Origin of the sequence: Streptomyces sp. NPDC052236 (assembly GCF_044548015.1) — a bacterium.
In the GTDB taxonomy this organism is placed as follows: Bacteria; Actinomycetota; Actinomycetes; order Streptomycetales; family Streptomycetaceae; genus Streptomyces.
Map to the genome: position 1 here is coordinate 38,134 of NZ_JBIUBL010000015.1, position 21,483 is coordinate 59,616.

Annotated in this window: 25 protein-coding genes; 9 read left to right on the forward strand and 16 right to left on the reverse strand. The window is 69.4% G+C overall.

The window, feature by feature from the left end; genetic code table 11:
- Nucleotides 1-16 precede the first annotated feature (16 nt).
- Nucleotides 17-1,210: an RtcB family protein gene (locus ACIHCQ_RS24030; protein WP_399665849.1), complete on the forward strand. Its 1,194-nt coding sequence runs from the start codon at nt 17-19 to the stop codon at nt 1,208-1,210.
- An 82-nt stretch (nt 1,211-1,292) separates the two neighbouring features.
- Here the strand turns inward: ACIHCQ_RS24030 and ACIHCQ_RS24035 are convergent, their stop codons facing one another.
- Entirely contained in the window at nt 1,293-2,069 is a 777-nt protein-coding gene (locus tag ACIHCQ_RS24035; protein ID WP_399665851.1) for an SDR family NAD(P)-dependent oxidoreductase, read from the reverse strand.
- Nucleotides 2,070-2,191: 122 nt separating this feature from the next.
- Here ACIHCQ_RS24035 and ACIHCQ_RS24040 point away from each other — a divergent pair, with 122 nt between their 5' ends.
- Complete coding sequence (locus ACIHCQ_RS24040) at nt 2,192-2,677, forward strand: hypothetical protein (RefSeq protein WP_399665853.1); 486 nt, start codon at nt 2,192-2,194, stop codon at nt 2,675-2,677.
- Nucleotides 2,678-2,687: 10 nt separating this feature from the next.
- On the opposite strand, the gene ACIHCQ_RS24045 is transcribed toward ACIHCQ_RS24040, so the two are convergent.
- Nucleotides 2,688-4,148, reverse strand: coding sequence for an FAD-dependent monooxygenase (locus tag ACIHCQ_RS24045; protein WP_399665856.1), 1,461 nt, complete (start codon nt 4,146-4,148; stop codon nt 2,688-2,690).
- 70 nt (nt 4,149-4,218) lie between these two features.
- Between ACIHCQ_RS24045 and ACIHCQ_RS24050 the strand changes: the two genes are divergently transcribed.
- Nucleotides 4,219-4,704 (forward strand): MarR family winged helix-turn-helix transcriptional regulator, encoded by a 486-nt coding sequence (locus tag ACIHCQ_RS24050; RefSeq protein ID WP_399665859.1) that lies wholly within the window; start codon nt 4,219-4,221, stop codon nt 4,702-4,704.
- 12 nt (nt 4,705-4,716) lie between these two features.
- Here the strand turns inward: ACIHCQ_RS24050 and ACIHCQ_RS24055 are convergent, their stop codons facing one another.
- The 3 genes from ACIHCQ_RS24055 to ACIHCQ_RS24065 form a co-directional block, all read right to left on the reverse strand.
- The gene (locus ACIHCQ_RS24055) at nt 4,717-5,451 is read right to left on the reverse strand and encodes a Mut7-C RNAse domain-containing protein (RefSeq protein WP_399665861.1); all 735 of its coding nucleotides are present in this window, start codon (nt 5,449-5,451) and stop codon (nt 4,717-4,719) included.
- A 76-nt stretch (nt 5,452-5,527) separates the two neighbouring features.
- Nucleotides 5,528-6,052: a GNAT family N-acetyltransferase gene (locus ACIHCQ_RS24060; RefSeq protein WP_399665863.1), complete on the reverse strand. Its 525-nt coding sequence runs from the start codon at nt 6,050-6,052 to the stop codon at nt 5,528-5,530.
- A gap of 61 nt (nt 6,053-6,113) precedes the next feature.
- Entirely contained in the window at nt 6,114-6,935 is an 822-nt protein-coding gene (locus tag ACIHCQ_RS24065; protein WP_399665865.1) for a DUF6597 domain-containing transcriptional factor, read from the reverse strand.
- Between the two features lie 63 nt (nt 6,936-6,998).
- Here ACIHCQ_RS24065 and ACIHCQ_RS24070 point away from each other — a divergent pair, with 63 nt between their 5' ends.
- Nucleotides 6,999-7,661, forward strand: a complete 663-nt coding sequence (locus tag ACIHCQ_RS24070) for a maleylpyruvate isomerase family mycothiol-dependent enzyme (protein ID WP_399665868.1) — start codon at nt 6,999-7,001, stop codon at nt 7,659-7,661.
- A gap of 10 nt (nt 7,662-7,671) precedes the next feature.
- Here the strand turns inward: ACIHCQ_RS24070 and ACIHCQ_RS24075 are convergent, their stop codons facing one another.
- Nucleotides 7,672-7,956 carry a hypothetical protein gene (locus ACIHCQ_RS24075; protein WP_399665871.1) on the reverse strand — a complete coding sequence of 95 codons (285 nt, stop codon included), beginning with the start codon at nt 7,954-7,956 and terminating at the stop codon, nt 7,672-7,674.
- A gap of 178 nt (nt 7,957-8,134) precedes the next feature.
- On the opposite strand from ACIHCQ_RS24075, the gene ACIHCQ_RS24080 reads away from it, so the two are divergent.
- Nucleotides 8,135-8,773, forward strand: a complete 639-nt coding sequence (locus tag ACIHCQ_RS24080; RefSeq protein ID WP_399665874.1) for a GNAT family N-acetyltransferase — start codon at nt 8,135-8,137, stop codon at nt 8,771-8,773.
- Nucleotides 8,774-9,083: 310 nt separating this feature from the next.
- Here the strand turns inward: ACIHCQ_RS24080 and ACIHCQ_RS24085 are convergent, their stop codons facing one another.
- On the reverse strand, nt 9,084-10,577 hold the full coding sequence (locus ACIHCQ_RS24085; protein WP_399665876.1) for a hypothetical protein: 1,494 nt from the start codon (nt 10,575-10,577) through the stop codon (nt 9,084-9,086).
- 175 nt (nt 10,578-10,752) lie between these two features.
- Between ACIHCQ_RS24085 and ACIHCQ_RS24090 the strand changes: the two genes are divergently transcribed.
- Complete coding sequence (locus ACIHCQ_RS24090; protein ID WP_399665879.1) at nt 10,753-11,286, forward strand: hypothetical protein; 534 nt, start codon at nt 10,753-10,755, stop codon at nt 11,284-11,286.
- Nucleotides 11,287-11,357: 71 nt separating this feature from the next.
- Here ACIHCQ_RS24090 and ACIHCQ_RS24095 read toward each other — a convergent pair whose 3' ends face one another.
- The 6 genes from ACIHCQ_RS24095 to ACIHCQ_RS24120 form a co-directional block, all read right to left on the reverse strand.
- Nucleotides 11,358-12,161, reverse strand: coding sequence for an aminoglycoside phosphotransferase (locus tag ACIHCQ_RS24095; protein ID WP_399666331.1), 804 nt, complete (start codon nt 12,159-12,161; stop codon nt 11,358-11,360).
- 123 nt (nt 12,162-12,284) lie between these two features.
- A complete protein-coding gene (locus ACIHCQ_RS24100; RefSeq protein WP_399665882.1) occupies nt 12,285-12,497 on the reverse strand; it encodes a hypothetical protein in 213 nt (70 codons plus the stop codon).
- A complete protein-coding gene (locus ACIHCQ_RS24105) occupies nt 12,494-13,597 on the reverse strand; it encodes a radical SAM protein (protein ID WP_399666334.1) in 1,104 nt (367 codons plus the stop codon). The genes ACIHCQ_RS24100 and ACIHCQ_RS24105 overlap by 4 nt, the downstream gene beginning before the upstream one ends.
- Before the next feature lie 289 nt (nt 13,598-13,886).
- Complete coding sequence (locus tag ACIHCQ_RS24110; RefSeq protein ID WP_399665885.1) at nt 13,887-14,123, reverse strand: hypothetical protein; 237 nt, start codon at nt 14,121-14,123, stop codon at nt 13,887-13,889.
- Entirely contained in the window at nt 14,120-14,533 is a 414-nt protein-coding gene (locus ACIHCQ_RS24115; RefSeq protein ID WP_399665887.1) for a hypothetical protein, read from the reverse strand. The genes ACIHCQ_RS24110 and ACIHCQ_RS24115 overlap by 4 nt, the downstream gene beginning before the upstream one ends.
- Nucleotides 14,520-14,945 (reverse strand): hypothetical protein, encoded by a 426-nt coding sequence (locus tag ACIHCQ_RS24120; protein WP_399665890.1) that lies wholly within the window; start codon nt 14,943-14,945, stop codon nt 14,520-14,522. Before ACIHCQ_RS24120 ends, ACIHCQ_RS24115 begins: the two co-directional genes overlap by 14 nt.
- Before the next feature lie 119 nt (nt 14,946-15,064).
- Between ACIHCQ_RS24120 and ACIHCQ_RS24125 the strand changes: the two genes are divergently transcribed.
- The 3 genes from ACIHCQ_RS24125 to ACIHCQ_RS24135 are packed head-to-tail and all read left to right on the forward strand — an operon-like array spanning nt 15,065 to nt 17,587.
- A complete protein-coding gene (locus tag ACIHCQ_RS24125) occupies nt 15,065-16,108 on the forward strand; it encodes a helix-turn-helix domain-containing protein (protein ID WP_399665893.1) in 1,044 nt (347 codons plus the stop codon).
- On the forward strand, nt 16,105-16,794 hold the full coding sequence (locus tag ACIHCQ_RS24130) for a YdcF family protein (protein ID WP_399665895.1): 690 nt from the start codon (nt 16,105-16,107) through the stop codon (nt 16,792-16,794). The genes ACIHCQ_RS24125 and ACIHCQ_RS24130 overlap by 4 nt, the downstream gene beginning before the upstream one ends.
- A complete protein-coding gene (locus ACIHCQ_RS24135) occupies nt 16,736-17,587 on the forward strand; it encodes a WbqC family protein (protein ID WP_399665897.1) in 852 nt (283 codons plus the stop codon). The genes ACIHCQ_RS24130 and ACIHCQ_RS24135 overlap by 59 nt, the downstream gene beginning before the upstream one ends.
- Here the strand turns inward: ACIHCQ_RS24135 and ACIHCQ_RS24140 are convergent.
- From ACIHCQ_RS24140 to ACIHCQ_RS24150, 3 genes are all read right to left on the reverse strand, one after another.
- Complete coding sequence (locus tag ACIHCQ_RS24140) at nt 17,557-19,248, reverse strand: mobilization protein (protein ID WP_399665900.1); 1,692 nt, start codon at nt 19,246-19,248, stop codon at nt 17,557-17,559. The genes ACIHCQ_RS24135 and ACIHCQ_RS24140 overlap by 31 nt on opposite strands.
- 4 nt (nt 19,249-19,252) lie before the next feature.
- Nucleotides 19,253-19,624, reverse strand: coding sequence for a plasmid mobilization protein (locus ACIHCQ_RS24145; RefSeq protein WP_399665902.1), 372 nt, complete (start codon nt 19,622-19,624; stop codon nt 19,253-19,255).
- Between the two features lie 470 nt (nt 19,625-20,094).
- Nucleotides 20,095-21,318: a hypothetical protein gene (locus tag ACIHCQ_RS24150; protein ID WP_399665905.1), complete on the reverse strand. Its 1,224-nt coding sequence runs from the start codon at nt 21,316-21,318 to the stop codon at nt 20,095-20,097.
- Nucleotides 21,319-21,483 lie beyond the last annotated feature (165 nt).

Consider the following 21,483-nt stretch of genomic DNA (forward strand, 5'->3'; position numbering starts at 1 on the left):
GGGGAATCGAGAAACGATGTCGTATGTAGAGGTACCGGGCGCCAAGGTCCCGATCCGGATGTGGACCGACCCTTCGGCGGTCGAAGGCGCTGCCATGCAGCAACTGCGGAACGTCGCCACCCTGCCCTGGATCAAGGGCCTGGCGGTGATGCCGGACGTGCATTATGGCAAGGGTGCGACAGTCGGCTCGGTGATCGCGATGCGCGGGGCGGTCTGCCCGGCGGCGGTCGGCGTCGACATCGGCTGCGGTATGTCGGCCGTGAAGACCTCGCTCACCGCCAATGACCTTCCGGGTGATCTCTCCCGGCTCCGCTCGAAGATCGAGCAGGCGATCCCGGTCGGCCGGGGAATGCACGCGGACCCGGTGGACCCGAGCACGCTGCGGGACTTTCCGGTGGCGGGGTGGGAGGACCTCTGGCGTCGGTTCGACGGGGTGGCCGATGCAGTCAAATTCCGTCAGGAACGGGCCACAAAGCAGATGGGGACGCTCGGATCGGGAAACCACTTCGTCGAGGTGTGCATAGATACGTCCGATTCTGTGTGGCTCATGCTGCACTCCGGTTCCCGGAACATCGGCAACGAACTTGCCGACTTCCATATCCGTGAGGCTCAGAAGCTGCCGCACAACCAGGGCCTGATCGACCGTGATCTCGCCGTCTTCATCGCGGAGACCCCGCAGATGGAGGCGTACCGGAACGACCTGTTCTGGGCGCAGGAGTACGCGAAGTACAACCGCGCGATCATGATGAGCCTCTTCCAGGACGTGGTCCGCAAGGAGTTCAAGAAGGCGAAGGTCACCTTCGAGCCCGTCATCTCCTGCCACCACAACTACCTGGCGGAGGAGCGGTACGAGGGCATGGACCTCCTGGTCACGCGTAAGGGCGCGATCCGCGCCGGAAGCGGGGACCTGGGGATCATTCCGGGTTCGATGGGGACCGGTTCGTACATCGTGAAGGGCCTCGGGAACGCCAAGTCCTTCAACTCGGCGTCGCACGGCGCGGGCCGGAAGATGAGCCGCACCGCCGCGAAGCGCCGCTTCTCGACGCGGGACCTGGAGGACCAGACGCGGGGCGTGGAGTGCCGTAAGGACTCCGGCGTCGTGGATGAGATCCCGGGCGCGTACAAGTCGATCGACCAGGTCATCGACCAGCAGCGGGACCTGGTCGCGGTGGTGGCGAAGCTCAAGCAGGTGGTGTGCGTGAAGGGCTGACCCCGGGCTGACCCCGGGCTGACCCCGGGCTGACCCCGGGCCGGCCCGGGGCTGACCCCGGGCTGTGCCGGGCGTCAGCGCGTCACAGCTCCCGGTGGACCTTGGTGTTGGAGGCCTGGGCGCGGGGGCGGACCACCAGGAGGTCGATGTTGACGTGGGAGGGGCGGGTGACCGCCCAGGTGATGGTGTCGGCGATGTCCTCGGCGGTCAGCGGCTCGGCCACGCCCGCGTAGACGTTGGCCGCCTTTTCCGCGTCGCCCCGGAAGCGGGCCGTGGCGAACTCGTCCGTCTTGACCATGCCGGGGGCGATCTCCACCACGCGGACCGGCGTGCCGACGATCTCCAGGCGGAGGGTCTCGGCGAGGACATGGGCGCCGTGCTTGGCGGCGACATAGCCCGCGCCGCCCTCGTACGTGGCGTGGCCCGCGGTGGAGGAGACGATCACGACCGTGCCGTCGCCGCTGGCGGTGAGCGCGGGGAGCAGCGCCTGGGTGGTGTGGAGGGTGCCGATGACGTTGACCTCGAACATCTGGCGCCAGTCGGCGGGGTCTCCGGTGGCGACGGGGTCCGCGCCGAGTGCGCCGCCCGCGTTGTTGACGAGTACGTCGACGGAGGGGAGGCGGTCGGCGAGGGCGGCGGCGAAGGCGTCGACGGCCGGGCGGTCGGTGATGTCGAGGGCGTACGCGGTGGCCTGGTGGCCCGCTGCGGTGAGCTCGGCGGCGAGCGCCTCGACGCGGTCCTTGCGGCGGGCGGTGAGGACGACGTGGTAGCCGGCGGCGGCGAGTTGCCGTGCGGTGGCCGCACCGATGCCGCTGCTGGCTCCGGTGACGACGGCGACAGGGGTCCCAGCGGCAGTCATGTCCAGCTCCTCGCGCGTGTGATCGATACGAGGCCAGGATATGCGGGCGGAGGCTCGTACCCCGACTCGCCGGAGCTGAGGGGCAATCAGGGGTAAATGTAATCAATAGGTATCTTCGGGTCATGTACGCGAAGCGCAAGGTGCTGTGGGCGGCGTCCGTCGCCGCCGTGGTGATGGTGGTCGCCTCAGGGGTGAGCGCGGACGCGGGTGGTCGGGTGATCGCCCCGGAGGCGGATATGGCGCACCACGGACACGCCTCCCTGACGAACGGGCGGCTCGGGGTCTCGCTGGTGACCGAGAATCTCGGTCCCGCCAACCTGCGGAACGCGACCGTGCGGCTGACCCTCTCGGTACGCCCTGCGGGCGCCCAGGCGCTGCCCGCCGGGTGTCTGTGGTCCGCCGATCAGGTGATCATGTGCGCGACGGGCGCGCTGCGGGCGGGCGGGACCGGGCGGCACTTCGTGCTCGATCTGCGGACGGTGGGAGCTCCGGACGAGGTGGTCGTCAACGTCGCCACGCAGTGGAACGGCGGCGCCGGCGACCGGAACCCGCGGAACAACGAGCACCGGGTGCTGACGCCTGCCACCGGGGATCCGTACGTCTTCTGAGCTGTACGTGTCACCGGTTGGACGCCCAGGCGATGTAGCCGTCGGGGCGGATCAGGAGCACGGTGCGGCGGTCCGTGGTCCAGTGCGCCCGTACGACGCGGTCGGGGGCGGCCAGGAAGGCGGGTGTCCCGCCCGGGTCGAGGACGCCCGGCGGGGTGACGAGCACGAACTCTCCCTTGCGCAGCAGCTCGTACAGCCTGCCCGCGGAGAGCGTCAGGTCGGGTACGCGTCTGCCGGTGAGGGGATGGTCGCCGAGCCCGCCGCCGTACGAGATGCCGATCCCGGTGACCACGCGTATCGCCCTGGTGGCCACGGGCGGGACGGTTTCGAGGGCGCGAGTCCCGACGGAGCGGGCCGCGCGCCAGAACGGGGTGCGTCCCATGGCGAGGCGGACCAGCGCGCCGCTGGCACGCAGCACCAGCTTGCCGACGGGGTGCCGCTCGGACTGGTAGCTGTCCAGCAGCGCCTCGGGGTCGGGCGCGTCGCCGCGCAGCACCGAGGCGAGCTTCCAGGAGAGGTTCGCCGCGTCCTGGAGGCCGGTGTTCATGCCCAGGCCGCCGGCCGGGGAGTGGACGTGCGCCGCGTCGCCCGCGAGGAAGACACGGCCGGAACGGTAGGAAGGGACCTGCCGCTCGTCGCTGTGGAAGCGGGAAATCCAGCGGGGGTCGTGCATGCCGAGGTCGGTGCCGAGGGCGGTGCGGGCGATCTCCCGCATCTCGTCGAGGTCGGCGGGCTCGATGTCGGGGACCTGGTTGCGGCTGTTCCAGCCCATGGCGCGGAACCAGCCGCCGCCGAAGGGGGCGATGACGGCGATGGTGCCCCTGACGCCGTTCACCGTGATGGCGTCCGCGGGTTCCTCCGTGAGCCTGACGTCCGCGAGGATCATGGAGCGGATGACGGATGTGCCGGGGAAGGGCAGGCCGAGGGCGGTGCGGACGGTGGAGCGTATGCCGTCGGTTCCGACCAGATAGCGGGCCCGGAGGGTGCTTCGCGTGCCGTCGGCGTCCTGGAGCTCGGCGGTGACCGTGTCCGTGTCCGTGGCGGTGTCGGTGTCGTCGGTGTCGGTGTCCGCGGACTGGCTCAGGGTGACCAGCTCCGTCCCGTACCGGAAGTCGACGCCCGCCGACACGGCCCGGCGCTCCAGCAGCTCCTCCACCTCGTACTGCGGTGTGATCAGGACGAAGGGGAAGCGGGACCGCAGCTGCGACAAGTCCAGCGAGAGCCGGCCGAACAGCCGCAGACCGCTGACGGGAGTGCCCGTCTTGACCAGCTCGTCGGCCAGCCCCCGGGCGTCCAGCAGCTCCAGCGTCCGGGCGTGCACCCCGAAGGCGCGCGTCAGATTGCTGGTCTCGTGCGGGCGGCGCTCTATGACGGTGACCGGGAGGCCCGCGGCGGCGAGGTCGCCCGCGAGCAGCAGCCCGGTGGGGCCCGCGCCTACGACGAGGACGTCTGTGTCTGTGTCGGCGGTCATGCCTTGCTGGGTACCCTGCCGGCGAGCGCATAGACCAGACCGGGGAGCGGCTGCGCCGTACAATTTCTGCATGACGCAGAAGGAGCAGGGCGGGCGGCGACCTGAGCTGATGGCAGAGCTGTCCGCCGCGTCACGCCGTTATATGGCCGCGTACGCCCTTTTCAATCAGGCGGTCGCCGACCGCCTCGGGCTGCATCCGACCGATATGCAGTGCCTCAATCTGCTCAGCCTGGAGCCCGGTCCTGTCACCACGGGCCGGATCGCCGAGCTGACCGGGCTCACCACCGGGTCGGCGACACGGCTCGTCGACCGGCTGGAGCGGGCCGGGTACGTCACGCGTGAGCGCGACACCGCCGACCGGCGGCGGGTGCTCGTGACGACGGAGCCCGAGCGGATGGCTGAGTTCGGCGCGGTGTGGCAGCGGCTGAACGGCCCCTGGCACGCCATGTTCGATGCGTACGACGACGATGAGATCGCCCTGCTCACCGCCCATATGCGACGGACCGCGGAGCTCAGCGCCACGCAGGTCGAGCGGCTGCGCGGCGGTGAGCTGTAGTCGGCGGAGAGATTACGCCGCCGCGTCCCCGAATTCGCGCACCGCGTCCGCGACTATCGCCTCCAGGCGGGCGTGGTGCGCGCCCCGCCAGTACACGCGCTTGCACTCCGTGCACTGGGCGAAGATGTCGTACGAGCGCTGTGTGCCCTGTTGCAGCTGCTCCTGGACGGCGTCCTTGTCCGCTCCCGCCAGCGGGCCGTTGCAGGCGGTGCACCGGGTCCAGGGCGCGAGCGGTGGCGCGAACCGCTCCAGTACGTCCCGCAGTTGGTCGTCGGGCCGGTCGCTGTAGATGTACGCCCCCGCCCAGAGCTCCCGCCGCCGCAGCAGCCCGCGGTCCCGGGAGAGCAGTACGCGGCGCTCCTTCGCCGAGAGCGTGGCGAGCGCCGGGTCGCCGATGTCCTCGTTCTCGTACGCCGCGTCGACGCCGAGGAGCCGCAGCCGCCGCGCCAGCGTGCCGAGGTGGACATCGAGCAGGAAACGGAGCGGGGCGCCGGGGACCTGCTGTGGCCGTTCGACGCCGTACACCTCGACGCTCTCGCCCGCGCGCGGGATATGGGCGACGGTGACCTGACGGCCGTCCACGAGCAGCCGGCCCGCCTCGGTGAGCGGCACGCCGAGCGACTCGACGGCGTGGCCGAGCGTCGAGGAGCCGTCGGTGACCAGGGTCGTACGCTCCTGACGGTGCTCCGGCGGGACGAAGAGGCGCAGCTCAGGGGCGAAGGCGATGGTGATCTCTGGTCCGTTCACACCGCCAGCATTTCACCGGGTGGCGTGTGGCGGCCAAGATTTAACGCATAAGCTGCGTGACGCAGATAATTCTCCTCTACGGCTTCAGCAGGTCCAGCCGCCAGTCGTTGGACCGGTGCACCTGGCCCGGCGGGTATTCGAAGTCGCAGTCGCCCATCAGCTCGAAGCCCGCCTTGCGGCACACCGTGTTCGACGGGCCGTTGGACACGTTCGGGAAGGCATGCAGATAGCGGTGCTTGTGCTCCGCCCGCGCCATCGCGACCACCGCGATCGTGGCCGCCGTCGCGATGCCGAGCCCCTGGAATTCGGGCAGGACGCTCCACCCCGTCTCGTACACCTGGTCCCCGTTCCAGGTCTGCTCCCAGAAGCCGACGCTGCCCGCGGGCTGCTCTCCGGGCAGCAGCACGATGCGGAACATCCGGCCTTTGCCGGTCCGGTCCGCGCTCAGGTCCACATAGCGTTGATGGCGCCCGATCAGCTGTTCTTCTGTTTCGGGGCCGCCGAGCTCGGTCGTCATCTCGGGTGCGTTCGCGGCGCGGAGCAGGTGAAAGTCATCCTTGGACCACGGCTCGATCCGTACCGCCGGTGTCTTGATCTCCATGTCACGCAGCGTAGGACGAAGGTCTGACAACGGCGGGTCGTGCGGCGTCGTGCGGCCGGAGCTACGGGCGTGCGTACGCGGTCGGCGGGACGCCCACCGTCGCCGTGAAATCCCGTACGAGGTGTGCCTGATCGCTGTATCCGAGGTCGGCGGCGAGCGCGGACCAGTCCAGCGTCCCCGCCTCCGCCTCGCCCGACTCGGCGCGCTCCAGCGCCTCATGGATGCGGTAGCGCAGGATCACCCACTTGGGACCGACCCCGACATACGCGGCGAACAGCCGTTGCAGGGAGCGCGCGGACACTCCTTCCGCCGCCGCCATTTCGGCGACCCGACGGATCGAGCGGTCCGTACGTACGCGCTCGACCAGCGCCGTCATACGCAGCGCCTGCGGGTCGGGCCGCGGGTCCAGGTCCAGGAGGAAGGCGTCCAGGGCGGCGACCCGCGCGTCCTCCGCCTCGTGTTCGATGACGGTGTCCGGGTCCACGCCCGGCAGGACCTCTGCCACCGGTACCCGTCGGCCCGTCCAGTGGGACACCGGCCGGCGCGGCGCGAAGGGCCGGAAGCCGCCGGGGCGGAACGTCGCCCCGCACACCCGGCCCCGCCCCGCCAGCTTCTGGGTGAAGAGGCCCAGCCCGACGCCCGCGACCTCGCCCCAGGCAGGCTCGTCGCCGTGGCGCTGGAAGACGACGTTCACTGACGGATGCGGCACCACATGGGAGACGTACGGCTCGGTCAGATCCCAGTCGATGAGCCAGTAGTGCTCAAGATACGGACGCAGCGCCGGGGCGGGCTGCCGACGGCGGAAACGCACCCGTGCGAAGAGCTCGCGGGAATCGACGATGCCCTGGGTGTCCCGTCGTGGACCCGGACCTGGACCTGCCATGCCGGGAATCCTATGTCGCGTTCTTTCAATACGCGGGGGCCAGGCGGTCCCTACCGTCGAGCCATGACCAACACCATCAGTGACCTGCTCGAATCCGCTGCGGAACGTGTCGTGCCGGTGGTGCGGGGCATCGCCGGCGACCAGCTGGCCGACCCGACGCCCTGCGCCGAGTACGACGTACGCGCGCTGACCGACCACCTCTTCCACGTCGTGGTCAACTTCCAGGAGCTCGCGGCGAAGAGGCCCGCCGACTTCTCCGCCGTACCGCACTACACCGAAGGCGAAGGCGAAGGCGAAGGCGAAGGCGAAGGCGAAGGCGAAGGCGAAGGCGAAGGCGAAGGCGAAGGTGAAGGTGAAGGCGAAGGTGACTGGCGGGCCCGGTTCGCCGACGAGACAGCGGCGCTCGTCAAAGCATGGGCGGCGCCCGGCGCGGAGGAGGGCACCACGGGTGCCATGGGGCTCCCCGCCAGGACCGTTGGCCAGATGGTGCTGGGCGATCTGACCGTGCACGCCTGGGATCTGGCCCGCGCCACCGGGCAGGAGTTCACGCCCGAACCGGTGGTCGTCGGTGAGCTGGAGCGCTGGCTTGGGGAGATGGCGCCGATGGCCCGGAAGGCGGGCGTGTTCGGGGAGCCGTTCCCCTTGCCGGCGGAAGGCGTGTCGCAGTTCGACCGGGTGCTGGCGCTGACCGGGCGGGACCCGCACTGGCGCGCGTCGGTGGCGTAGCGGTATCCGCCTACCGCGGGCTCCCGCCGCCCGGCTTATTGCCGTGACGGCGGGCCTCGCGGGCGAGGCGGCCCCGGTTCTCCCGCTGGTAACGCCGCTCCAGCCGGGTCTGACTGTCCCGGCGGTCGCGATACGCCCGGTACTCGGAGTCGCTCCGGCCGCCGGAGCTGCCGCCCCCGCCGCGTCTGTAGCGGACATGGCCGAAGACAAGAACAGCCGCGGCCAACCACAGGACGGGTTCCTGGAACCCGAAGCCGATCAGGGCCACGACGAAAAGCAGGAGGAATGGGCTCACGGTGGACCTCCGCGCGGGGGCAGTGAGTTGCTCTGCCGGGCGGTGGCGCTCAGGCGGGGGTCCTCGGGCGGCGCGGCTCGGCGCGCCGCCCAACCTAGCCCCGGCCGCGCGATTCGAGAAGACTACGGACTCACGTAAGGTGTCTTACCCAAGAACACCTATTACGTGTGGGGGCGGCGTGGATACCGAGATCGTGCGGGCGTGGGTCGATGGCTGGGTCATCTCTCGCGGGGCCGCCGCTCCCGTGGAAGAGCCTTGGGGATTCACGGTCGACGTCGGAATGCCCCAGCATGTGACGCGGCACATCCTGCCCAGCGCCGACGAGGCGCTCGTGCGCAAGCTCATGGAGACGATCACCGCGCCCGGCACCTGGCTCAAGGTATTCACGGCGCCGGAGACCATCGAGCCCTGGCTCGCACCCGGATGGTCCTTCGACGACCCCGGCTTTCTGATGTCGACAAGCCTGCGTCCGTACGCCGTGGAGCTGCCCATCGGCTACCAACTGCGCACCTGGAGCCGGGGCGATGTGACCCGCGCCCTCATCCTGGACGGGGACGGCGCCTTCGCCGCTCGCGGCCAGGTCGCCGGGGCCGCCTCCCGTACCGGCTACGCCGTGTTCGATCAGATCGAGACCGCGCCCGCGCACCGCCGCCGGGGCCTGGGCCGGGTGGTCATGCACAGCCTGGCGAACGAGGCTCTCGCGGCGGGCGCCCGGGTCGGGGTGCTCGGCGCGACGGTTGACGGGCGGGGCCTGTACGAGTCACTCGGCTGGACCACGCACGCACCGCTCACCGGTGTCATCCTCGTGCCGTCCTGAGGCCTGAGGCCAGGGGCAGCCGGTCAGGGCCACACCAAGCAGTACGGCTGGTGCCCCGCCTCATGCAGTCGTACCGAGAAATCCTGCCATTCGTGCAGCGATTGGGAGCGGGCAGGTGCTGACCTGGGATTTCGCGGCGAAGTGTGTGTTGACCTGCGAAAACTCCTCTCCGTAGTTCTCACGGGTCAACGCTGTTTCCCAGGCTCATGTGCCCTGGATGTGCCCTGTCGGCTGCCAGGACTCGGGTGGTGGTTCCGGCAGCACGCCGGTAGCGGAGGGCTGCAGTCCCCGACCGGTCAGGAAGCATGAGTCAAAACTGCCGGAGATCGTTCGGGCTTCGGAAATGGTGCATGAGCCTCAGAGTGAGTTCTTCGGCGATCGTCGGCACCGCGGCGCCGATAGTCGCGGCGTCCCAGACCTCGTCGGGCATGATCTGCACCGGGCCGCCGCGTCCGTTGCGTGCCAGGACCGCGCTGTTGGAGACTCTGGCGGCGTCCAGGCTCATCACGGTCAGGATCTCGGCGGGATCAATGGCCATTGCGGGGGCGAATCGGGTTCGCGGGATATCGTGGAGACGCAGCAGGAGCTGGAGCAGGTCAGCAACGCGTTCTTGGGTGTGCTCTGGGTCGAGCACCGGCATGTGCAGGCTGCTGGATCGGGGCAACGACTCCCAGCAGGCTCGCTGGCCAGACCCAGTAATCACCAGACCAACGCTGCGACCGCGCCTCGGATCGCGGACATACGCAGCGGCGAAGTCGGCTTCGAGGACGCTGGACACTTCTTCGGTGGCTGTGAAGAACGACTCCGACCGCCCCAGGGATACGAGGTCGTCCTTGAGCTGGTTCATCTGACGCATGGGCAGCCGCGGGCTGTCCTCCGGGATCAGGTGAACTTCCATCGTGGCGCCCTCGCTGGACCCTAGCGGTAGCAGCTTTCTTCGCCAGGGAACCGGCAGCGGCTCCTTGAGCTGGTGCCCGACGGGAGCGCTGGCGATGAGAGGGGCGTCGATGGTGTCGGAGCGTGAAGACGGCAGCTCGGCCTCGACTGCTCCGGGAGAGGTCAGCGCCTTGATGACGGCGATGGTCAGGGCCGCTGCGTTGTCGGCGGCGATGAGCTGGAAGCCGCCGTTGTCCGTGTGCTGCTTACTGCCGTCAGCCCGGTCACTGATTCCACGGATGACCAGCGCCGGAACCTGGTCGGCCATGGACGCGGCACCTGCGAAGCCTGCCCCTTCCGTCTCGATCGCGGCAACGCCGTTGTAGTGCTCGTCTAGGAGCTTCTGCAGGGTGGACGCCTGGGCGTTCACCACCACCTCGCCGGCGGCGATCGGTTTGAAGTGGACTTCGGGGGCCTCCCGGCCCGCTGGCAGTAGAGCCTGTGCCCAGTTCGGGTCCAACACGGCGAAACGGGCTGCCTGCTCAAGGCGGTGCGATGCTGGCCAAGTCTCGGGCCGGGTCTTGAAGGTGTCTTCCTGCTTTCCTCCGTGGTAGGCGAAGACTCGGGTCGCGACGACGACGTCGCCCAGCGCCATGTCGTGCTTCGTGCGGCCAGCGATGCCCGTGAAGAAGACGGCATCCGGTCCGATCATGCGGATGGCGCGCTCAGTGAGAATGGCTGCGCCCTGGTTCCCCTGGCCGACCTGAGCGAGGTACACCTCCCAGTTGGTTCCCGGGATCCGGCCACGCTCGAAAATCGTCCCTGCCTCATGGTCGATCCGCTGTAGGTCCGGGACCCGCGCCCGCACGGCTCGGTACTCCAGCGGCAGCGCGGTGAAGACAACGATCTTTCCGCCGGATGAACGCACGTAGCACCTCACGAAGACTGGCTTGCCTACCCGAGTCCGAGCGACCGTGCAATTCTGCACCGATGCGCCTGGGACACGGATCACAGCGTAGCTCTAGGGTCGGACAACTCTGTTCAGAGGCAGGGCGGTTGGATATAGGTTCGATCCCCGCTCAGTCTTTCAGAAGGTGGATGCCGTGGCCGCCACAGAGGACGTCACCGAGAGTAAACTGCTGCTGGCCGAGTACGACCGGATCAAGGAGGAGCAGAAGGCTCGGATTGGATTCCGCGACAACCTGCTCTACGTCACGCTCGCCGCTTCTATCGCGGTCCTGGCGATCACCGTCCAGAACAGGCACGCTCAACTGTTGCTCGCCGTCCCCGTGATCTGCCTGGTCCTGGGCTGGACCTACCTGGTCAACGACGAGAAGATCTCAGCGATCGGCCGCTACATCCGCGACCAACTGGGGCTGCGGTTGGCCGAGCTCAGTGGTGCCCGTGGCGCTGTGTTCGGCTGGGAGATCTACCACCGTGATGACGCGAGCCGCACTACGCGCAAGCGCCTGCAAACCGCTGTCGATCTATTCACGTACTTGGCATTGCCGATGACCTGCGTGATCGCATTCTGGAGCTCTCGCGACGTCCATCCTTTGCTCTTGATCATCTCCATCGTGCAGACGCTCGCCCTAGCCGTGCTGGGCTGGCAGTTCCTGCACTACGCCGAGCGCTAGAGCAGCGTCCCAGACCGGTTAATTTCTCGCCCTACGAGCCAGCTGGTTGCCGACCCGGGATCGAGAAGGCCCTACAGCCCCTCGCCGAGGATCTGCCCGAGCGTCGCCGCCTGTTTCGCCATCCCCCGCTTCCACGGTGTCCCGTCGCCCGCGGCGATCTCCCGCCACAGTGCCGCTGTGGCCGCGCCGAACGCTGCGAGTACTTCCGGCTCGGCATTCCGCCACGACGGGAAACGGCCTGCAAAGGCGACCGCTGACTCCCCCGGGTGGCCGGCATCCATGAGCCGCAACGCCAAGGCACCCGGGTCGATCCAGGCCGCGCCCCGTGTCGGCCACGCCCAGTCGACGAGCCGGGCCCGCTCGTCGACGATCAGGACGTTGTCCGGGGCGAAGTCTGTGTGCAGCAGCGAGTTGCCGCTGAAGTGCTGCAACGCGCCCGGCGGGGCGTAGCCCGCCCACCGGTCCACAGCGTCCTTGATTTCGATGTCGGCCGGGGCCGTGATCCCTTGCAGCTCGGTGAGCGAGGCTTCCACGAGCGGCAGGTCCGGCGAGCCGGGCGTGTAGTCGGCATGGCGGCCGTCAACCACCTCGTAGCCGAGAAGACTCCAGCCGTCGAGCTCCAGGTGCCAGTACAGGCGCGGGCAGGACGCCGGCAGGTGCGGGGCGATGGCCGCCTCACGGCGCTGCGCACCGACCTGGGGGTGGTCGGCCGGGATGCCCTTCACGAAGACGCTGCCGCTCTCGGTCTTGAGGACGGAGGCGATGCCGGAGTTCATGCCGCCTTGCACGGTCACCGTCTGGTGCACGGCGCCGGTCTTGTCGGTGACGGCTCGGCGGACGTCGGCGGGGAGTTGTTCGAAGGGGATGCGGGACATGGACACGCGCGGTTCCTCAGGGAGTGCTCGGGTACGGAGAATGCCACCCCGGCCAGGGTACGGCCAGGGCGGCACTCAGGGGGTGGAACAAGGCGGTCGGCAGGGGTGCCGCCCGTGGTGGATTTAGTACGGCTGGTCGTCACCGGCCGAGCAACTGCACTCGGCGCCCTCGGCGGCCTCGTCCAGGTCGGCGATGATCTGGAACTCGTCGTCCTTGATCGACGCGGCGGCCAGCGGCACCGGCAGGACGCCGGTCGGCCCATCCGCCGGACGCCGTCCGATGGTGAGCAGCACCGGCTCGCGGGGCGGGGCCAGGGTTGCGGTGGGCGGAGTCATGATCCGTAACCTCCATGTTGGCAGTAGAGCTCTCGTCGGTCCCCCGCCTCCTGGTAGAGCCTGGCCAGCGGTCGGCACGTGCGGCACGTGCCGACCTTCGTGCAGCCGGAGCATCCACCGGTGCGGAGCTGTAGGGACTCGGCGATCGCGCCGAGCCGGGGGAGGGCTTCGACGCCCTCGGTGATGAGGTTCACGCTCGGGTCGCGTCCGACCTTGCAGACCGACGCGATGCCGTGCGGGTTGACGTGGAAGAACGTATGGCCCGCGTTGCAGCCGGTGAAGACGCTGCGGGCTTTGAGGTGGTTCTCCGCCTGCGTCGCTAGTGGGTTCGCCTCACCGTCGATCGTTGGCGACATGTTCGTGAAGACCTGGCACGGGAAGCCGTACGACTCCGCTAGGCGCACCATCGCGTCGACCTCGTGCGCGTTGTCATCCGAGACGATCACGTTCAGCCGGACCGGCAGCCTGTCCTCGCGGGCGGCGTCCAGGCCCTTCAGGAACCGGCCGAACGCCCCGCGGTTCCGCGTCACCTTGTCGTACGTCTCGGCGGTGGCTCCGTAGACGCTCAGGGTCAGCCGGTACGGCCGGTGGCGGGCGAATAGGTCCCGGATCGGCTGCTTCCGCAGCGAGGAGCCGTTGGACGAGACCTGGACCATCATCCCGAGCTGGTGGGCGTACTCGTACGCCGCGCCGAACTCGCGGTCGATCAGCGCCTCACCGCCGGTGATCTGCAACCACAGGACTCCGGCGTCCCGCAACGTCCGGAGCAGCGTCTGCTTGCCCGCCCAGTCCAGGCCCTCGAACCGCTTCTTGCCGAGGTAGCAGAACTCGCAGTCGTAGTCACAGCCGAGGTTGATCTCCCAGGACGCCTTGCCGTACCCGTACCGGGACCGCTCGCGGACGAGGACGATGTCGCCCACCGGCGACGCGGGCAGCTCGGTCCCCCACGCTTCCCTCGCCGCGTCGGCAAGCCAGTCCGGGACGGATCGGCCTTCCGCGCCTGCGGCCCGCAACTCCTCGTAGCGGACCTCCGGGATGCGCACGCCGGCCGCCCGGCCGGGCTGGACGAGGAGGTACTGGGCGAGAAACGGGCTGGCCACGAGCCGCGGAGCTGTTTTGGTCCTCAGCCTCTCGGCGCTGGTGTTCGTCTCGATCACGGGACCTCCACGGGTTGGGTACGAGGGGTTGCTCGGGCCTGGTGGTGGGCGGCGATCAGGTTGGCCGCCAGCTCGGCCGGTGGATCCCTTCGCCAAGCGCGGGGCAGGGCGTGATCCGTGCGGTCGAGGCGGCCACACCGATCGCGAAGCCGCACGAGGCGAACACGAGCACGATCAGCAGTGGTCCGGCGTAAGCGGGCGGCCCGGGCGACCTGGGCGGTGACACGGCAGCTCACAGCTTCCACCAAGCCCTCCACGGGCGGGTGATGATCTCCCGGTACGTATGGTGTGAGGGATTGCGGCCACCGTGCGTGAACACCCAGCTCTGCGGTTCGGCGAAGTCGGTGCCGGGCAGTGAGGTCTCGCCACAGACCGCGCACTGCATCGCGTACGTGGTGGGCTCGGCGTCGGGTTCCCGGTCAGGCTGGAGGGTCCACTCCTTGTGGCACATGATCGCGCGGCTGGTCATCGAACCGCCTCCAGAGCCGTGGCGAGGTACGGGTGCTGGAGTGCGGTACGGAGGGTGTGCGCGTCGGTGAGGGTGTCGTCGTCGGGTAGCTCGCACCAGCCGCCGAACCAGTAGTCGATCCGTTCCATCCCGGGCGCGACGAGCCACGAGTCGGTGGACAGATGCCGTACCGGCAGGTCGGCCCAGCTGCCGCTGGTTCCCGTTCCGATGGCGTAGTAGAGGCGTCGGTGGGGCCTGTCATACAGCACAGGGCCGATCGCGGCACCGATGGCCCGCAGGTGGGCCAGGGCCAGGAAGCCAAGATCCGCGTGGATCCGAACGAGGTCCCAGCCGTGACCGACCTGGAGCAGACGGAGTCCCGGCACGTCCGCGATCACGGGTGCGCTGCGGAGCGCCTTACGAATGGACACCACGTGTCTCCTTGGTGCCGGAGGTCGAGGTGCGCACCGCGGGGTGGCCGTGGTCGGTCGTCGGCCTGATGGAGCGCACCACGATGAGGCGTGTGCTCGTCGCTCTTATCTGTTGCTTCCGGGCTGAGGCAATGCGCCTCGGGCCGAGGTGGCTGAGGGCGGGTACGACCGTGCCGTAGGTGTCGGGTAGTTCGAGTGCGTCCAGGAGGCCGACGAAGGCGGGGGAGCGCACGCCGGCCGTCAGACGGTCCGTGAACACGCCGCACAGCGCCAGTTCGTGCTGCCGGCAGTACTCGGTGAGGCAGTCGACGAGCGCCGTGTGGCGGGCGCGGCCGCCGCTCACGTGGTGCAGGTAGCCGAAGACCCGGGGGAAGGCGACCGAGCGGCGTTCCGTGATGAGTTCGTCGTCCATGCCCTCAGAGTCGACCGCCGTCGGCGGCCTCGAAATGACCCGCTGTTGCACTTCCGTTGCACTTCCCGCCCCATGCCTTCACCGAGAGTGCTTCCATACGTGACGGAGGGAGGTCATCCGTGGTCAGCGTGCAGCAGTGGACCGGCAGGGAAGCGAGCGCCCTGCGCGCCGCGCTGCGCATGAGCACGCGTGCCTTCGCCGAGCATCTCGGTGTCGCGCTGCGCACGGTGGCCAAATGGGAGAGCCTCGGTACGGAGACCCGGCCCCGACCGGACACCCAGGCCATCCTGGACACCGCTCTCGCCCGTGCGGATACCGCTGTGCAGGCCCGGTTCGACGCGTTGTTGTTCCCCGAGCGGAAAAGTGCGCGGCCGGCGGACTACGAGACCTGGACCGAAGACATCGAGCGCGCCGTCGTCTCCATCAGCCGTCAGGACTTCCCTTTCGCCGGCACCCTGTTGAACCGCTGGCTCGGGCGCCATGACCCGCATCGTCTGGACGACAAGGGCCTCTACCTGTACGGCCGTTCCCTTGTGCTGCTCGGTGACCTCCAGCGCGACCAGGGTGCAATTCTCGGCCCGCTGTCCGCTCGCCAGTCCTACCTGAGCGCACGCGGCATGTTCACCGAACTCGACATCCCGCGCCGGGTGGCCCAGATCGAGCTGTCTCTCGCCGTCGTGCAGGAGATGTCGGGCCAGCTGGAAGCTTCCGCCCGGCACTACGAACTCCTCGCCGCAGATGAGCGCTTGAGCCCGCGGGACCGTGCCAGAGCTCGGCTCTGGGTGGGTACGGCGCTGAGCAAGGAGGGCGACAACGAGTACGCCACCAATGTGATGACGGCCGCCACCCGCGCCTTCGAGGACCTCGGCGAGCCGGAGGACTGGTCGGTCGCCCATCAGAAGCTGGCCCTCGCCCATCGGGGCGCCGGCGACCTGAAGCAGGCCCTGCACTACATCGACATCGCGCGCACCACCGGCACGGTCGACTCCCCGATGCAGCGGGTGCGGCTGGACACCGCGTACGGGCACATCCTTTTGTCGGATGCGGCGACCCGGAATGATGGGCTGTCCGTCCTCGATCAGGCGGCACAGACGGCCCAGCAGTACGGGCTGAGCCACCAGCTGCGCAGCATCGAGGGCATCCGGAAGGACCAGCAGGGATGAGCCAGGGAGTGCCAGTGCCGGAGCACGAGCAGCGCCAGATCACCGACGAGCAGTTCCACGACGCGACGCTGATCTGGAACTACCACCAATTGGGCCACGAACAGCGGCCCTGCTCGGCGGCGATCGGGCTGGGCAGCCACGACCTTGGTGTGGCAACGGCGGCAGCCGACCTCTACCGCGCCGGCCTCTTCCCCGTTGTGGTCTTCAGTGGCGGCAACAGCCCCACCACCCGCGCCCGCTTCCCACGTGGTGAGGCCGTGCACTACCGCGAGCACGCGTTGAGCCTGGGGGTGCCGGGCGAGGCGATCCTGGTCGAGCCGAAGGCGACCAACACCGGCCAGAACATCACCTTCTCCCGCGAGCTGCTGGCTGATGCAGGCGTGCAGGTGGAGTCGCTGCTGCTGATCTCCAAGCCGTATATGGAGCGCCGCTCGTATGCGACCTGCCGCAAGTTGTGGCCCGAGGCGGAGGTCGTGTGTGCCTCCGAGCCGTTGGAGCTGGACGACTACATCAAGTCCATCGGCGACGAGAAGCTCGTCGTCGACATGCTCGTCGGCGACTTGCAACGGGTGATCGAGTACCCGAAGCTCGGCTTCGCCGTCGAGCAGGACGTACCGAGGGATGTGTATGACGCTTACGAGCGCCTCCTGCGAGCCGGATTCGACAACCGTCTCATCGCCACCTGACCTGCCGCGCGGGTCACTGGGCGGGCTGTGTGCGATCCACCAGCCGAACCTTTTCCCACGGCTGTCCACGTTGGCCAAGCTGTACGCCGCCGACCGATGGATCGTCCTGGACGACGTGCAGTTCGCACGGCGGGACTATCAGCACCGCACCCGGCTCGCCGCGCTCGACGCCCCGGACCGGCAACAGTGGCTGACGCTCCCCACACATCTGCCCCATGGGCGCTCGACGCTGATCAGCCAGGCCCAGCTCGTCGAGCCGGGTCGATCCAAGCGGACAGTGGACCTGCTCGTTCGGCAGTACTACAAGCGCAGCCGCCACTGGCCTGCTGTACGTGCCGTGTTGGACGCCGCACTCGAAGGTTTTGCCAACACGGACAGGGCTGCCGATATCGCAGAGACCTCCACTCGCGTCCTGCTCGACAGCCTCGGCTGGCGGGGAGAAGTGCTGCACAGCAGCGCCCTCCCCGCACGAATCGGACGGTCCCAGCGCCTAGCTGATCTCGCAGCTGCCACAGGCAGTACGAACTACCTGTGTGGCCCCGGTGGTCAGCGCTACCTCGACCACGAGCCGTTCGACGCTTACGGCATCCCCGTCCTGACCTTCCACACCCCTGTGGATGAGGGCGACTGTCTTTGGCGCTGGGCTCGCAGAGTCAGCAGCCTCTGGGCGCTTAGTGCAATCGGGCCGCAGGTACTCGCCGCACGGTTGGGTGCCGACCAGCGGGCCTGGCGACCCCCTCCCAGGTGCCCGCGCAAGTGCGATCAGCGCCGTCGGGCATCTGACGGCTGCTGAGCAGGCATGCGAAGAGCGGAGTCTGGGACTGTGGGGCGCTCTGGGGAGTGGCGGGCGTTGGCTGCCTGGGCCCGTGGGCCGGGTGCGTGGCGTTCGCCGAGACGACGGATACGCCAGGTCAGCGCGCGGGCGGGGCTGTGGGTATCGTCCAGGGCGCGCTGGCCGAGAGCCTGGACGAGGACGGTGGTCGCGTTGTGGCCCGCGGCTTCTGCCTCGGCGAGCACGGTGGCAAGGGCGTCCCAGGCAGGGTCGTCGAGGATGCGTTCGGCGTGCTTGGGGACGGTCTGCTGTAGGTGTTGGGCGTATCGGCGCTTCGTCTGCGGGCTGGGCGCCCGATTGGCGAGGCCGACCAGGACCGGTTCGGCGATCTGCGCGTACACGGCATGTAGGTGGATGAGGGTCTGTTCGGCCGCCGCCTGCTGTTGGGCGTGCTGGCGGGCGCGGTGCCAGTGCATCGCGTAGGCGACCGCGGTGAGCGCGACGTCCAGCAGCATCGCCAGCCCGGCGCCGTCCTCACGCCGCACGGGGTCCTTCCAGATCGCCTGGACACTGCGGCGCAGGACGCGGGCGCTGGCGTGGTCGGCGGCGATGCGGGAACGGGTGGCGCGCTCGAAGGCGACGGCGGCTCGTTCGAGTTCGGCCCGCGCTGCGGCCGGGGCCGTGAGCGGGAGCAGGTCGAGTGCTCCGCCGAGCGCGGCCAACTGGCCCTGGGCCGCTTCGTCGTCGCTGTGGGCCAGGTGGTGGGGGATGCGTTCGGTGGCGGCGGTGGCCTGGTGCCAGGGGTTGCCCGGCCAGACAGCCATAGGTTCGGGGCTGGTGGTGGCTAGGCGTTGGCGGATCTTGGGCAGGGAGAGGTCGCCGGCGAGGGTGGAACCCGCGTAGAACACGGGCTCGCCCTTGTCGTTGGTGTCGCCGGGCAGGGCGAACTTGCAGCCGAGCGCGTCGCCGGAAGGGCCGAGCTTGAGGCGCACGGTCACACCCGTTGCTTCCAGCAGGGCGAAGAACTCGGCCTCGGTGGAGGCGGCGGCCATCGCGCGGCGGACACGCAGGCGCAGGACCTCGCGGGACGTGGCGTCCTGGCCCAGGCGCCTGGCCTTGAAGACTTCCTTGCTGGTGGGGCGTTTGGCAGCGGTGCCGTCGCCAGGCTTCAACCGGCGGAGTCCGTAGTCGATTTCGATCTGGCGGGCTTCCTTCTGAACGGCACGGATGTCGTAGTCGCGTTTGGGGCGTCGGCCGTCCTGGCGGATGAGGGTGGCGGCGATATGGATGTGGTCGTCGGCGTGCCGTACGGCTACCCAGCGGCATGCTTCCGCGTCCCCGGCGGGGGCGATGCCAGCAGCGGCCACGATCCGCCGGGCGATCTCCGCCCACTGGGCGTCGGTCAGGATCGGGTCCTCGGGAGCGGCGCGGACCGGACAGTGCCAGACGATCGTCTTGGGTGTCCGGCGGCCCAGCATGGCCACGGGCTGGTCGAGCTGCGAGTGGAGCTGCTTCTCCACTTCTTTGGGGTCGCGGTGAGGACTGCGGCCCGGGTCGGGGGCGAAGCCGTTCCAAGACGCCACCAGGTGCGGGTCGACGTGCTCGTTCGCGGTGCCCTTGCCGAAGAGGTAGGCGATCAGGCGACGGGTGTCGCCGTGACCGAGGATGACCTTCGGTATCACCGGCTCACCGCCCCTCTACGACCTGGGCGACTGCGGTATCGACGGCGGCGATGGCCACTTCGATACGCTCCAGGAGGCGGCGGGCGGCGTCGGGCTGGGGCCAGGCGCCGTCCTTGTTGAGGTGCCAGGTGAGCTGGTTGAGGTTGTTGCCGACTCCGCCGAGCTGCCCGTTGGCGGCCATCAGCGCCTTGACCGTGGCGCGGTAGTCGGCGACGGCTGCGGTGGGGTCCTCGGCGCGGGCGGCGGCCAAGGATGCCTCGGCGACGTAACCGCCGACCGGCATCCGGCTGATGTCGGCGGCGCGTGTGAGTTCGGCGAACTCGCTGTCGCTGTAGCGGGGATGGACACGGCGCTCACGCAGACGCGACTGACGCATGCGGCGACGTGGCGCGGACGGCTGCACAGTGTGCGACGACGACTTGGTCTCGTCCCCTTCCTCGGTCGGCCCCCCTGGGCCGGCTGACTCCGGCGCCCCCGCGCCGGATGCCTCCGCCACTCTCGGGGCGGGGGCCGGGTAAGGACTCCTTACCCGACAACTTGCTGCGCTGGTGTCTGGGGTGGTGGGCAGCTCCTGCTGGCGACGTGGGAGTTCGTGGTGTGTGTCGTGCATTGAGGGCTGTCGTCTCCGTTGCGTAGGGAGCGGGTGCGAGGATCGCGTGCGCCAGGTCGGTTGCGTGTGCGGACGTCGCTCGTGACTGAGGCAGCGAGGCGGGGCTTACAGAAGTGAGAGCGCGCGGACATGGCCGTCAGTGGTGGCAGGCGCTGGGGGCGCGAGGGCCTGTTAGGGGTGTTCCGGTGGTACCGGAAGTACTTCCGGTACCACCGGATGGGCGTGGTCCTGGGCGTTCAGCCGGTGCCGTCGCCGAGGTCGCTGGTGTCCCCGAACTCGGCTTCCAGCGCGTCCACGACCTTCTTGAGGCGCTCGTTGCCGACCTTGAGACGCCGGTTCTGCCGGATCTCTTCCACGATCTCCTTGCGGGATACCGTCTCTGTCTGGGCCACCACGGCGCGGCCGATGGCCAGCAGTTCTTCGTGCGTGGCATCTGGACGGCGGCCGGTGCGCCGAGGCGTGGGGCCGGCCTGTTCCGGATCCGTGCCGGTGACCTTCTCGACCTTGCCAGGGCGTGGGGTTGGCTGGTCCGGGTCGGGGTGTTCCCGGGCTGCCTCGCCAGGCTCCGCGTCCTCGCCGGCATCTCGGCTGCGCTCTTTCGCTGAGCTCGTGGCGGGGACGGGATCGGTCCAGGGGGAGGGGAGGTCGATGGTGGCCAGGGCCTCGGCGTGGCGGCGGGCGGCGAGCTGGTGCAGTAGCTCTTGGCGCTGGCGTGGGTCGGTGCTCACCTGGGCTCGGGCGATGGCTCGCGACAGCCGTCGGGCGGTGCGCCGGCCGTGCCAGCCGCTGCGCTGCTTCGGGGAACGTTCCGCGTGGCGGGCGGCGAGGGCGACGGCATGGCGGGTGGCGCGATCGCGGGTGATCTGCGCGGCGTCCCGGTCGCGTTCGGCGATCCCGAGACGGGAGAGCGCGCGTTCGCGGATCTCCCGACCGACCCGGGCGACGAGGCTGCGGGAGGCGGCCTGCGGGGTGTGCAAGCGCAGTTCGATGCCCATGGCCTGGTGCCAGAGCATCGCGGCCATGACCGGGCCGACGAAGGCTCGCACCGTGCCGCCGACCGGTCCGGATTCGGCGTACGCCGGGACGATCTGCACTGCTGTGATCGCCCAGGTCAGGATGCCGGGCAGGCCAGGGGCCCGCTTCGGGCCGTTGAGGTTCTGGCGGGCCAGCAGCGCGGTGGCGAACAGGGCGAACTCGGCGGCGGCGAACATCGCGGCGCGTTCGACGGTGCTGCCCATGTCCAGGTAGTCGGCGGCGAACCGCCAGCTGGTGTCCGCGCTGTAGGCGGTGCAGCCGACCGCAGCCAGGGACGCGATCCACACGGCAGGCGTGCCCGCCCGGCGCTCGACTCGACCGCGGCGGGTGCGCTGACGGACCAGCCGCCAGGTCAGCAGGGCGAAGCCGCCGAGCAGGGCGGCAGCGAGGGCGAAGAGTGCGACGGGGGCGGAGGGGAGAGGCAAGGGCACTCCGGGGTGATGGCAGGTTGCCAGGGCGAGGCGGGGAAACGGGATGTTGACTCGTCGCACCCGTCGCATGCCTGGTCAGCGCAGGTACGGGAGCCCGGCGTGGTACAGGAGGACCCGTCACAGCTGCACGACCCGTCACGGGGATGACCTGGGATGCGA